General features: G+C 72.7%; 12 protein-coding genes. 10 read left to right on the plus strand and 2 right to left on the minus strand.

Features of this window, described 5'->3' with window-relative positions; all coding sequences use genetic code 11:
• The first annotated feature begins 211 nt into the window (after positions 1-211).
• Together ACN263_RS05505 and recG are read left to right on the plus strand one after the other, a co-directional pair.
• Entirely contained in the window at positions 212-1,825 is a 1,614-nt protein-coding gene (locus ACN263_RS05505; protein ID WP_422738743.1) for a DAK2 domain-containing protein, read from the plus strand.
• Positions 1,822-4,020 carry an ATP-dependent DNA helicase RecG gene (gene recG, locus ACN263_RS05510; RefSeq protein WP_422738744.1) on the plus strand — a complete coding sequence of 733 codons (2,199 nt, stop codon included), beginning with the start codon at positions 1,822-1,824 and terminating at the stop codon, positions 4,018-4,020. The genes ACN263_RS05505 and recG overlap by 4 nt, the downstream gene beginning before the upstream one ends.
• Positions 4,021-4,062: 42 nt before the next feature.
• Here the strand turns inward: recG and ACN263_RS05515 are convergent, their stop codons facing one another.
• Together ACN263_RS05515 and ACN263_RS05520 are read right to left on the minus strand one after the other, a co-directional pair.
• On the minus strand, positions 4,063-4,596 hold the full coding sequence (locus tag ACN263_RS05515; RefSeq protein ID WP_422738745.1) for a hypothetical protein: 534 nt from the start codon (positions 4,594-4,596) through the stop codon (positions 4,063-4,065).
• 398 nt (positions 4,597-4,994) lie between these two features.
• Positions 4,995-6,506 (minus strand): cell wall anchor protein, encoded by a 1,512-nt coding sequence (locus ACN263_RS05520; RefSeq protein WP_422738746.1) that lies wholly within the window; start codon positions 6,504-6,506, stop codon positions 4,995-4,997.
• 305 nt (positions 6,507-6,811) lie between these two features.
• Between ACN263_RS05520 and rsmD the strand changes: the two genes are divergently transcribed.
• The 8 genes from rsmD (at position 6,812) to mutM (ending at position 12,342) form a co-directional block, all read left to right on the plus strand.
• On the plus strand, positions 6,812-7,375 hold the full coding sequence (gene rsmD / locus ACN263_RS05525) for a 16S rRNA (guanine(966)-N(2))-methyltransferase RsmD (protein ID WP_422738747.1): 564 nt from the start codon (positions 6,812-6,814) through the stop codon (positions 7,373-7,375).
• Positions 7,372-7,854, plus strand: a complete 483-nt coding sequence (coaD, locus tag ACN263_RS05530) for a pantetheine-phosphate adenylyltransferase (RefSeq protein ID WP_422738748.1) — start codon at positions 7,372-7,374, stop codon at positions 7,852-7,854. Before rsmD ends, coaD begins: the two co-directional genes overlap by 4 nt.
• Before the next feature lie 307 nt (positions 7,855-8,161).
• Complete coding sequence (locus ACN263_RS05535; RefSeq protein ID WP_234590503.1) at positions 8,162-8,659, plus strand: hypothetical protein; 498 nt, start codon at positions 8,162-8,164, stop codon at positions 8,657-8,659.
• A gap of 111 nt (positions 8,660-8,770) precedes the next feature.
• Positions 8,771-9,334 carry a YceD family protein gene (locus tag ACN263_RS05540; RefSeq protein ID WP_422738749.1) on the plus strand — a complete coding sequence of 188 codons (564 nt, stop codon included), beginning with the start codon at positions 8,771-8,773 and terminating at the stop codon, positions 9,332-9,334.
• A gap of 5 nt (positions 9,335-9,339) precedes the next feature.
• Positions 9,340-9,513, plus strand: a complete 174-nt coding sequence (gene rpmF, locus ACN263_RS05545; RefSeq protein ID WP_030335284.1) for a 50S ribosomal protein L32 — start codon at positions 9,340-9,342, stop codon at positions 9,511-9,513.
• 114 nt (positions 9,514-9,627) lie between these two features.
• A complete protein-coding gene (locus tag ACN263_RS05550) occupies positions 9,628-10,614 on the plus strand; it encodes a phosphate acyltransferase PlsX (RefSeq protein ID WP_422738750.1) in 987 nt (328 codons plus the stop codon).
• Positions 10,611-11,492, plus strand: coding sequence for a ribonuclease III (gene rnc, locus ACN263_RS05555; protein ID WP_422738751.1), 882 nt, complete (start codon positions 10,611-10,613; stop codon positions 11,490-11,492). The genes ACN263_RS05550 and rnc overlap by 4 nt, the downstream gene beginning before the upstream one ends.
• Positions 11,485-12,342 (plus strand): bifunctional DNA-formamidopyrimidine glycosylase/DNA-(apurinic or apyrimidinic site) lyase, encoded by an 858-nt coding sequence (gene mutM, locus ACN263_RS05560; protein WP_422738752.1) that lies wholly within the window; start codon positions 11,485-11,487, stop codon positions 12,340-12,342. Before rnc ends, mutM begins: the two co-directional genes overlap by 8 nt.
• Positions 12,343-12,368: the final 26 nt, after the last annotated feature.

The following is a 12,368-nucleotide window of genomic DNA, read 5'->3' on the forward strand; positions in this document are numbered from 1 at the left end:
CGGCAGGTGCTGCCCGGGCAACCGCGTCAGCCTACCCGATGCCCCGCCGGGGTGACCAACCGCCCTGACCGGGGGCTGGCTCCGGCGGCCACTGTACCTGGCAGGCGGAACCCGCCCGGCCGGGTGGGCAGGGTGGGCCGGTCGGACGCCGGTCAACCGGACACGCCGGACGAGTCCGACGCGTGTCGGTGCGCGCCAGTAGGCTTCTGCCGTGCTGGACACCCTCGACGCCGCCACGGTCCGCCGCTGGTGCACGAGCGGCCTGGTCGCGCTCAAGCGCCACCAGGGTGAGATCGACCAGCTCAACGTCTACCCGGTGCCCGACGGCGACACCGGCACCAATCTGGTGCTCACCCTCACCTCGGCGCAGCAGGCGCTCTCGATGGATCTGGACACCCTCCCCGGCAACGGCTCGACCGCCCACGGGCACGCGCTGCGGCTGATGGCGCAGGGCGCGCTGCTGGGCGCGCGGGGCAACTCGGGGGTCATCCTCTCGCAGATCCTGCGCGGTTTCGCCGACGCGGTCGGCGCGGTGCCGGCGGTGCGCGGCCGGGCCCTGGCCGTCGCGCTGCGGTCGGCGACCGCCGCCGCGTACACCGCGGTCGGCCGTCCCGTCGAGGGCACCCTGCTCACCGTCGTCGCCGCGGCGGCCACCGGGGCCGAGCAGGCGGGCAGCGACGACCTCGCCGTGGTGGCCCGGGCCGCCGCCCGGGCGGCCGCCGAGGCCCTGGCCCGTACGCCCGAGCAACTGCCGGCCCTGGCCCGCGCGGGCGTCGTCGACGCCGGCGGGCGCGGGCTCTGTGTCCTGCTCGACGCCCTGGTCCAGGTGCTCACCGGGGAGAGCGCCGGCCCACCCGCGCCGCCGCCGCGCACCGCCCGCCCGGCGGCCACCGTCGCCCGCGAGACCGGCTCCGAGGAGTACGCCTACGAGGTGCAGTACCTGCTCGACGCGCACGCCGACGCGGTGGACGTGCTGCGCCGCACCCTGGCCGCGCTGGGTGACTCGCTGGTCGTCGTCGGCGACGGGCGCGAGCCGGACGGCACCTGGAACGTGCACGTGCACGTCAACGACGTGGGCGCGGCGGTCGAGGCGGGAATCGCCGCCGGCCGCCCGTACCGGATCTCGGTGACCCGCTTCGCCGACCAGCCGGAGCCGTCCGGCCGTCCGACCGAGGACGGCCGGGCCGCCGTGGTGGTGGCCACCGGCGCCGGGATCGCCGACCTGTTCGCCGCCGAGGGCGCGACGGTGGTGCCCGGCAACCCGTCCACCGGCGAGCTGCTGGCCGCCGTCCGCAGCACCGGGGCGGCCCGGGTGGTCGTCCTGCCGAACGATCCGAATACCGAGGCGGTGGCCAGCGCGGCGGCGCGCGAGGCGCACCGGCACGGCGTCAAGGTGAGCGTGGTGCCGACCCGTTCACCGGTGCAGGCCCTCGCGGCCCTCGCGGTCCGCGACGGCACCCGCCGGTTCGAGGACGACGTGATCGCGATGGCCGAGGCGGCCGGAGCGTGCCGCTACGCCGAGGTCTGCCACGCCAGCCGGGAAGCCCTCACGGTCGCCGGCCCCTGCCGACCGGGGGACGTGCTGGCGCTGGTCGAGGGGGAGGTGCACCTGATCGGCACCGACCTCACCGACACCTGCGCCGCCGTCGTCGACCGGATGCTCGGCGGCGGCGGGGAACTGGTCACCCTGCTCGCCGGGGTGGACGCCCCCGCCGGGCTCACCGATGCCGTCCGCGCGCACGTCGCGCGACGCTGGCCGTTCGTCGAGGTACAGGCGTACCCGGGCGGTCAGCCGTTCTATCCGCTCCTGGTGGGGGTCGAATGAGTGAGCCGGCCACGGTGGACACTCCGCTGAAGAAGCTCGTCGGCGACAAGACGGCCAAGGCGTTGGCCGGCCAGCTCGACCTGCACACGGCGGGGGACCTGATCTACCACTTCCCGCGCCGCTACGACGAGCGCGGCGAGCACACCGACATCCGGTCGCTGGACGTCGGCGAGCAGGTCACCGTGCTCGCCCAGGTGCAGCGGACCACGGTCCGGCCGATGCGCCAGCGCCGGGGCAACCTGCTCGAGGTGACCGTCGGCGACGGCTCGGGCGGTGTGCTGACGCTGACGTTCTTCGGTAACCAGGCGTGGCGCGAACGGGAGCTGCGGCCCGGCCGGTGGGGGTTGTTCGCCGGCAAGGTCACCGAGTTCCGGGGCAAACGGCAGCTTAACGGCCCGGAGTACGTGCTGCTCGGCGAGGGGGGCGAGGGCGAGGCCGCGGTCAACGAGGAGATCGAGGAGTTCGCCGGCGCGCTGATCCCCGTCTACCCGGCCGCCGCTGCCGTACCGACCTGGGTCATCGCCCGCTGCGTACGGGTCGTGCTGGACACGTTCACCCCGCCGGACGACCCGCTGCCGGCCGCCGTCCGAGCCAGCCGCAACCTCGTCGACCTGGGCGCGGCGCTGCGGGAGATCCACCGACCGTCCACCAAGGAGGCCCTGCACCGGGCGCGACGGCGGCTCAAGTGGGACGAGGCGTTCGCCGTCCAGTTGACGCTGGTGCAGCGCAAGCACCGGGCCGCCGACTGGCCGGCCCGGCCCCGCCCGCCGCGCACCGGTGGGCTGCTGGACGCGTTCGACGCCCGGCTGCCGTACGAGCTGACCGCCGGCCAGCGCGAGGTGGGCGCGGAGATCGCCGAGGACCTGGCCGCCGCGCACCCGATGCACCGCCTGTTGCAGGGCGAGGTGGGCTCGGGCAAGACCGTGGTGGCACTGCGGGCCATGCTCCAGGTGGTCGACGCGGGCGGGCAGGCTGCGCTGCTGGCCCCCACCGAGGTCCTGGCCGCGCAGCACCACCGGGGCATGCTCGATCTGCTCGGGCCGCTCGGTCGGGCCGGTGAGCTGGACTCCGCCGAGCACGCCACCCGGGTCGAGCTGGTCACCGGTTCGCTGGGCGCGGCGGCCCGCCGCCGGGCGCTCGCCGAGGTGGCCAGCGGTGCCGCCGGCATCGTGCTGGGCACCCACGCGCTGCTGTACGAGGGCGTCGACTTCGCCGACCTGGGTCTCGTGGTGGTCGACGAACAGCACCGCTTCGGCGTGGAGCAGCGCGACGCGCTGCGCGCCAAGGCCGACCAGCCGCCGCACACGCTGGTGATGACGGCGACGCCGATCCCGCGCACGGTGGCGATGACCGTCTACGGCGACCTGGAGGTGTCCACCCTCTCCCAGTTGCCCCGGGGCCGGTCCCCGATCGCCTCGCACGTGGTCCCGGCCGCCGAGAAGCCGGCCTTCCTGGACCGGGCGTGGCGCCGGCTGCGCGAGGAGGTGGCGGCCGGCCACCAGGCGTACGTGGTGTGCCCCCGGATCGGAGACGGCCCGACCTCGGACGAGGAGCCGCCGCCCGAGGACGACAACGGCCGGCGGCCTCCGCTCGCGGTGACCGAGGTGGCCCCGCTGCTGGCCGAGGGGCCACTGCACGGGCTGCGGATCGGGGTGCTGCACGGCCGTCTACCGGCCGACGAGAAGGACGCGGTGATGCGTACCTTCGCCGCCGGTGACCTGGACGTGCTGGTGGCGACCACGGTCATCGAGGTCGGCGTGGACGTGCCCAACGCCACCGTGATGATCGTGCTGGACGCCGACCGCTTCGGCGTCTCGCAACTGCACCAGCTCCGGGGCCGGGTCGGCCGGGGTGCCGCCGCCGGGCTCTGCCTGCTGGTCAGCGAGGCCGCCGAGGGCTCGTCGGCGCGGGAACGCCTGGACGCGGTGGCCTCCACCAGCGACGGCTTTAAGCTCGCCGAACTGGATCTGGAGCAGCGTCGCGAGGGCGACGTGCTCGGTGCCACCCAGTCCGGGCACCGCTCGCACCTGCGGTTGCTGTCGCTGCGCCGCGACGCCGACCTGATCCGCGACGCCCGCGCCGAGGCGATCACCCTGATCGAGGATGACCCGGAGCTGACCCGGAACCCGGCGCTGGCCGCGTCGGTGGCGGCGCTGGTGGACGAGGACCGCGCGGAGTACCTGGAGAAGGGCTGACGGTCGGCCGGCCGGCGTCAGCTACCGCTGAGCGTCAGGTGCTCACTGAGTGCCGCCGACGCCTCCGCAGTCCTCGGGCTGTTCCCACTCCCACGGGCCGAAGACGTCGCTGTCCGGATCCCAGTAGTCGTAACCGACGACGACGAACTGCCCCTCCCGACCGGGGAAGGTGAGCTCGACGGTCTCACCCGGCCGGATGGTCCGCGTGCGGGCCTTCCCGTAGTTGGGGGAGAAGGTGACCGTCCACCGGTCCCCATCGGGCGGGTCGGTGAAGGCCACGGTGAACGTGTCGCAGGTGGAGCGGGTGGTGACCACGCCGAAGGCGCAGTTGCCCGGGTTCTGCCACAGGTACGTGGCCAACGGCTCGCTCGCGCCCGCGACGGTCACACTGACCCCGTCCCAGCCCTCGACCGGGAAGCGCACGGTCCTCCGCTCGCCGGGGCTGAGCGCCGCGGTCTGCGTGAAGCTGCCGGCGGGGATCGAGGACAGGACAATCTCGGTCGCGGGCGCCCTGCGCGGGTTGGTCAGGCGTACGTCGATCGCGCTGGCGCAGACCGGAGTGAAGCTGACCGTCACCTCGGTCGACCTGTGGTGGGCGCTCGCTGGGGCTGCCGCGGCTGCGGCGCCGATGCCGCCAATCACCATGGCAGCAAGGACGGCCAGGAGCCGACGGCCTCGTGTTCGAGGGTCGCGCATGGGCTCTCTCCTGTCGTGGTGTCGTACCTGACGGGAAGAGCCGGCCGTGCCGGTGCCGGTATGGGATGGGCCGCCATGCGTCTGCCAGCGGGCCGGTTCATCTGCTGACGGTAATCACGGAGCTGCGGAGGGGCCGTCCCGAGTGGCGGCATCGCCGAGGGCCGTAACCAAAACGTGACGTTCCGAGTCTGGTCTCGGCGCGGGGTGTGGGGATGGAAACGACCGAGGGCGCGTCGACCGGGTGGTCGACGCGCCCTCGGGCTTCAGCGCAGGTCAGGTCAGGCGGTGAAGGTCACCCGACGCCGACGGGCGATGACGAAGAGCACCGCGCCCGCGATCAGCAGGGCGACCGCGCCGGCGGCGATGCCGCCCGCCGCCGCACCGGTGACCGGGAGGCCCGGCTCGTCCTCGCCGCCGCCACCGCTACCGCCGCAGTTGCCCTCCGGCGTGTAGACGGCTTCCAGCTCCAGGTCCAGGTCGGGCAGGGTGACGAGCGCCGACTCGGCCTTGCCGGCCTTGAAGGTCACCGTCTCCGACGCGCCGGCGGCGACCGTACGGGTCTCGGTCTTGTCGCCGTAGGTGAAGGTGGTCTTCACCGGCAGGCCGCCCTCGGGGTTGGTGACGGTGAGGGCGAACTCCTTGCAGTCAGCCTTGGTGGTGACGGCCGGCAGCGGGCAGTCCTCGGGGCGCGTCCAGGAGTACGTGCCGTTCTCGATGACCTTGCCGTCGACCAGGACCTCGATCTTGCCGGCGTCGGCGGCGGGCACCACGATGCTGGTGTCGGCCTTGCCGGGGGCGACGGAGACCTTCTTGGTGAAGCCGTTCTCGCCCTTGACCTCGAACTCGACGGCGTACTTGCTGATCTTGCCGTCGTTGCTCAGCGACACGGCGACCGAACCGTCGCAGTTGGACGCGAAGGTCGAGGCCGGGGTGGTGCAGCTCTTGCTGCCGCCGTTGTACCAGCCCTGCGGGCCCTTGGACCGGTTGCCCGGGGCGCCCGGCGAGCCGAGCTTCTTGTTGTCGTAGCGCTTGCCACCGTCGACGATCTCGTCGATGACCTGGTCCTTGTCGCCCCAGATGAGGTCGACCTGGGTGTGGCAGTCCGGGATCTCGACGTTCAGCGTGATCTCGGTCTGGGTGGCGCTGACGAAGTCGCTGTCCGGCGTGCCGTAGACGTACTGCGGGGTGGCGAACTGCGGCCGGGGCGCGAAGTACGACACCAGCGTGAAGTACTGCTTGCCCTCGCCGCAGAGCGGCAGGTCACCGTCGAGCTTGACGGTGGCGGTGCCCTTCGGGCCGTCGAAGGTGTGGCTGTACTTGGCCTTGTCGAGCTCGACGCACTTCGGAGCCGGGGCGCAGGACTGGTCGGCGGGGATGGTGATGCTGCCGTCGTTGGTGGCTTCCTGGCCGTTCTTCTTCCACTTGCCGAACACCACGAGCTTGGCGCTGGCGGTGTTGCCCGGCACCCGCTGGACGGCCTGCACGGAGCCGCCCTTCTTGATGACGTAGCCCTGCAGCGGCACCGCCTTGGCGCCCTCGACGGGCACGGTCACCGGCGTCGCCGGCTCCGCGGTCACCCGCTGGAGCGTCACGGCCTTGTCGCGCTCGCTGTTCTCCACGTTCCACGTGATCACGCGCTCGCCGGTCTGCCGGTCGCAGTCGACGGTGGCCTTGATCGTGGTGTGGTGCGCGCTGGCTGGGGCGGCCACCGCGACAACCCCGGTGAGGCCGACGATGGCGGCTCCCAGGATGGCCAGCGGTCGCCGGAGCGACAGCTTGGGACGGATCACGGGTACTCCTGGAGTGCTGAAGCGTCAGGGGTGTGGCAAGGGAGAGACAGTGGACGGTCGCTGCACGTCCGATCGGAGAGGCGCCCTCCCGAGCCGTGGGCCGGCGGTTTGCCGTCGGCACCCGGCAGACCCTAGCGATATCGCCGTTCGTGATACAGCGCTCAGGATTAGCTAAGACTGATGTTATGAACTTGAGATCATTGATATACGAGAAGTGATCACGTGGTCCGCGTGGCGGTACCGACCGTGTCGGTCGTCGAGCCCGACTGATCGCGTAGCGTCGGGGTCATGAGCAGGAGGAGACGGTGACCCGGATCGTGGCCGGGACGCTCGGCGGCCGGCGGATCGCCGCGCCGCCCGGCGCCGGTACCCGACCCACGTCCGACCGGGTCCGGGAGGCGCTGTTCAGCGCCGTCGAATCCGAGGTCGACCTCGACGGCGCGCGCTTCGCCGACCTGTACGCCGGTTCCGGCGCGGTCGGGCTGGAGGCGCTGTCCCGGGGCGCCGGGCACGTCCTGCTGGTGGAGTCCGACCCCCGGGCGGCCCGGGTGATCCGGGAGAACGTGGCGACCCTGCGCGCCGGTTCGGCCGTACGCCTGGTGGCCGGCAAGGTGGCGACGGTGCTGGCCGCCGGTCCGGACGGTGGCGGCTACGACGTGGTCTTCGCCGACCCGCCCTACGCCGTGCCGGACGTGGAGATCACCGCGCTGCTGACGGCCCTCGTCGACGGCGGTTGGCTGGCGCCCGACGCGCTCGTGGTGGTGGAGCGGTCGCGCCGGACCAGGGACTTCGAGTGGGTGCAGGGGATCACCCCGCAGCGCAGTCGCCGGTACGGCGAGACCACCCTTTGGTACGGTCGCCGATCATGAGACGTGCGGTCTGTCCCGGCTCGTTCGACCCGGTCACCAACGGTCACCTCGACATCATCGGCCGGGCGAGTCGGCTGTTCGACGAGGTGATCGTCGGCGTGCTGGTGAACCAGTCGAAGAGTGGCCTGTTCACCGTCGACGAGCGGATCGACATGCTCCGCGAGGTGACCGCCTCGTACGACAACGTGCGGGTCGAGTCGTTCCGGGGGCTGCTCGTCGACTTCTGCCGGGCGCAGCAGGCGAGCGTCCTGATCAAGGGGCTGCGGGCGGTCAGCGACTTCGACTACGAGTTGCAGATGGCGCAGATGAACATCGGGCTGGCCGGCGTCGAGACGCTCTTCATGCCGACCAATCCGCTCTACTCGTTCCTCTCCTCCAGCCTCGTCAAGGACGTGGCCAAGTGGGGCGGCGACATCTCCGCACACGTCCCCGACCCGGTCCGCGAAGCCCTCCAGAACCGCCTAACCCCCCGCCCCTAGCTCCCCACCCCACCCCCGCACGCCCGCGATCTTGCACTTTCGGTTGTCGAATTGCGGCGTTCGGGGTGGTTTGGGACGACAGAAACCGCAAGATCGGCGCGGACAACGGCGCGGACAACGGTGCGGGGATCGGCGCGGGTAACGGCGGGCGGGGACCGCCGTGGGCTCTGTGTGACGGGGGCGCGACGCGCCGGGTTGGGGTGGTGGGGGATCGGGTGGGGCGGGCACGCCATGATGGGCACAGCGGGAAACCGGCCGTAGCCCGCATCATGGAGGTCGGCCGACGAACGACAGGAGTGAGGTACCGGTGGACCCGCTCGATCGCATCGACGAACTGATCGCCATGGTGGAGCAGGCGCGCTCCGTCCCGATGTCGCGGAACAACTGCATGGTCGACCGGGGCGAGATGATCGCCGCGCTGGACGAGATGCGCGCGGACCTCCCCGCCGACCTGCGCCGCGCCGCCGCGCTCCTGGAGGAGCGTGACAAGATCATGGACGCCGGCAAGCGCGAGGCGGACCGGATCATCAGCGAGGGTGAGGCAGAACACGCCCGCCTCGTCTCGGTGAACGAGATCACCGTGTCCGCCGAGCACGAGGGTGCCCGGATCATCGCCGAGGCCCGCGCCGAGGCGCAGCGGCTGCGCGAGGAGGTCGACGACTACGTCGACACGGCACTGGCCAACTTCGAGCAGTTCCTCACCCGGGCCCTCGCCTCGATAGAGCGTGGCCGCGACAAGATGCACGCGCTGCGGGAGATCGGCACCTTCGGTGGGGATGAGGCGGAACGCCCGCTACCCTTCTGAGCGGCACCTCACCAGCCGACATTCGCGCCGCAGGCGTCGCCCCCGGTTCGACGGCCGGGCGGTCGCCCAGGTAACCTTTTTTGTCGGCCTCTCACCGGCCGGAGTCTTACTATGCCCAAGCACTCGCCATCGACACTCGACCCCAGGTCGCCGCTGGTCCTCGACACGAGAGACCTGCCGCGCCGCCCTGGTGCGTTGCGTGAGGTCAAGCGGGTCGTGCCGGCACCGGTGGACCTCGGTGTGGAGTTGATCGGCGTGCCGGAGGGCGCGGACCTCGACCTCGATCTGAGGTTGCAGTCGGTGTCCGAGGGCGTGCTCGTCTCGGGGACCATCACCGGTCCCGTCCGGGGCGAGTGCGGGCGTTGCCTGCGCGAGATCAACGAATCGATGGCCGTGACGATCCAGGAGCTGTACGCGTACGAGAACAGCACCACGGACGCCACGACCGACGAGGACGAGGTGGGCCGGATGCAGGGCGATCTGATCGACCTGGAGCCGGCGCTGCGGGACGCGTTGGTGCTCACGCTGCCGACCAACCCGCTCTGCCGGGAGGACTGCCCAGGACTGTGCCCCGAGTGTGGGGCGCACTGGGACGATCTGCCGGCCGACCACAGTCACCAGCAGATCGACCCGCGTTGGGCGGGCCTGTCGCAACTGACCCGTACAGAGGAGTAAGAACCGTGGCCGTCCCCAAGCGCAAGATGTCGCGCAGCAACACCCGGTCCCGCCGGGCGAACTGGAAGGCGACCGTGGTCGCGACCGTCGCGTGCCCGCAGTGCAAGTCCCCGAAGCTGCCGCACGCCGCCTGCTCCGTCTGCGGCACCTACAACGGCCGCCAGGTTCTCGAGGTCTGACCTGGACGCCGAGTGACGCCCCCGACCCCGGGTCGGGCGGCGCGCGCGCCCTGGCATTCGCCCGGTGCCCCGGCTCCCTCCCACACCGGCCGGCCCAACCCGGCCGGTGTTCCGGTGGAGCCGGGCGCCGCGCGGATCGCCGTTGACCTCCTCGGCGGGGACGACGCTCCCGCCGTCGTGGTTGACGGCGCTCTGCGGGCCATGCGCGCCGACCCCGACCTGCACCTGCTTCTCGTCGGCCCGACCGAGGTCGCCGACGCGCTGATCGCTGCCCTCACCCCGGACGAACGGGCCCGGATCACGGTCCGGCCGGTCCGCGCCGCCGTCGGCATGGCCGACCATCCCAGCGCCGCCCGCTCGGAGAGCACCGTCCGGGCCGCCGTCACCGCCGTCCGCGACGGCACCGCCGACGCCCTCGTCTCGGCCGGCGCCACCGGTGCCACGGTCACCGCCGCCGTGCTCGGGCTCGGGCGCTGGTCGGAGATCCGCCAACCCGCCCTGGTCGCCACCCTGCCCGCGGTCGCCGGACCGGTGGTCCTGCTCGACGTGGGCGGCTCCCTGGAACCCCGCCCCGCCACCCTCGCCCGGCATGCCGTGCTCGGCGCCGCGTACGCCGCGGTGGCCCATTCGATCACCGCGCCGCGGGTCGGCCTGCTCTCGGTGGGCACCGAGGCCGGCAAGGGCGATCGGGTACGCCGCGCCACCGACCCCCTGCTCGCCGTCGAGCCGCTGCCCGTCGGGGCCCGCTACGTGGGCCTGGTCGAGGGGTACGACGTGGCCGTCGGTACGCGCGCCGATGTGGTGGTCACCGACGGCTTCACCGGTAACGTGCTGCTCAAGGCGATCGAGGGCGCGTACGCCATGGCCGGCGGCCCACCCGCCGAGGGTGGCGCGCCCCGCGCGGCGGCCCTGCTGGGCGTCGCCGGGACCGTCGTGGTCTGTCACGGCTCCGCCCGCGCCGCCGACGTCGCCTCCGGCATCGCTCTCGCCGCTCACCTGTGGCGGCGGCGCGCCACCGATCTGGTCTCCGCGTTGCTCGACGGCGACGCCACGACGGACCGCACCGACCGCTCCACCGACACCGAGGTACGCACATCATGAGCAACGACAAGCGGCGGCGGGCGTCCGTCAGTCACCTGGAAGCCGCGTTCGGCGTCAGCCTGGAGCCGGAGCTGCTGCAACGCGCGCTGACCCACCGCTCGTACGCGTACGAGAACGGCGGCCTGCCGACGAACGAGCGGCTGGAGTTCCTCGGCGACTCGGTACTCGGCGTCGTGATCACCACCGCGCTGTTCCACAACCACCCGGACCTGCCCGAGGGGCAGTTGGCGAAGCTCCGGGCGAGCGTGGTCAACATGCGGGCGCTCGCCGACGTGGCCCGTGGCCTCGGCCCGGACGGCCTTGGCGCGTACCTGCTGCTGGGCAAGGGCGAGGAGACCACCGGTGGCCGGGACAAGGCGAGCATCCTCGCCGACACCCTGGAGGCGCTGCTTGGTGCGATCTACCTCCAGTACGGGCTGGACACCGCCGGGATCGTGATCCACCGGCTCTTCGACCCGCTGATGGCCGAGTCGGCCGGTCGGGGCGCCGCCCTGGACTGGAAGACCAGCCTCCAGGAGTTGACCGCCGCGCTCGGCCTCGGTGTGCCCGAGTACCGGATCGAGGGCACCGGGCCGGACCACCTCAAGACGTTCACGGCCTGGGTCGTGGTGGCCGGCAACCGGTACGGCGGAGCGGAGGGGCGCAGCAAGAAGGAGGCCGAGCAGCGCGCCGCCGAGGCGGCCTGGCGGATGCTCTCGGACCAGCACGAGCAGGCCGACCAGGGCGGCACGGCCGACCAGACCGACATCGCCGACCAGGGTGACGCGGCCGGGCCGGTGGAACGCGCCGAGCGGGCGGCCCGGGCCGAGGAGGCCGACCACCTGGCGCAGGTCATGCCGGCCGACGTGGCCGAAGAGCAGAGGTCGGGTCGTGCCTGAGCTGCCCGAGGTGGAGACCGTCCGGCAGGGGTTGGCCCAGTGGGTCACCGGCCGGCGGATCGCCTCGGTCGAGGTCCGGCACCCACGTGCCGTCCGGCGGCACGTACCCGGCGGCGCACACTTCGCCGACGTCCTCGCCGGCCGGACGATCCTGGACGTCCGGCGGCGCGGCAAGTACCTGTGGCTCCCGCTGGACAGCGGCGACGCGGTGGTCGGGCACCTGGGCATGTCGGGTCAGTTGCTGCTGCAGCCGCCCGGCACACCTGACGAGACCCACCTGCGGGTGCGGTTCCGGTTCGCCGACGACGGGCCCGAGCTGCGCTTCGTCGATCAGCGCACGTTCGGCGGGCTGGCGGTGAGCGAGGGCGGCGCGGACCTGCCGGCCGAGATCGCGCACATCGCGCGGGACCCGATGGACCCGGAGTTCTCCGACGCGGCGTTCGTCGCCGCGCTGCGCCGTCGACGGACCGAGGTGAAGCGGGCCCTGCTCGACCAGACGCTGATCTCCGGCGTGGGCAACATCTACGCCGACGAGGCGCTCTGGCGCGCGCGGTTGCACGGCGCCCGCCCCACCGACGCGCTCACCGGCCCGGCCGCCCAGCGCCTGCTCGGCCACGTCCGCGACGTGCTCGCCGAGGCCATCAAGGAGGGCGGCACCAGCTTCGACGCCCTCTACGTGAACGTCAACGGCGAGAGCGGCTACTTCGACCGTGCGCTGAACGCGTACGGCCGCGAGGGGGAGCCGTGCCGGCGGTGCGGTACGCCGATCCGGCGGGAGTCGTTCATGAACCGCTCCTCGTACAGTTGCCCGCGGTGCCAGCCCCGGCCTCGGGGTTCCCTTCGGGGATGACCCGGAGTCGAGTCCGGGTCGGTGTC

The sequence above is a fragment of the Micromonospora sp. WMMD729 genome, assembly GCF_049315225.1.
In the GTDB taxonomy this organism is placed as follows: Bacteria; Actinomycetota; Actinomycetes; order Mycobacteriales; family Micromonosporaceae; genus Micromonospora.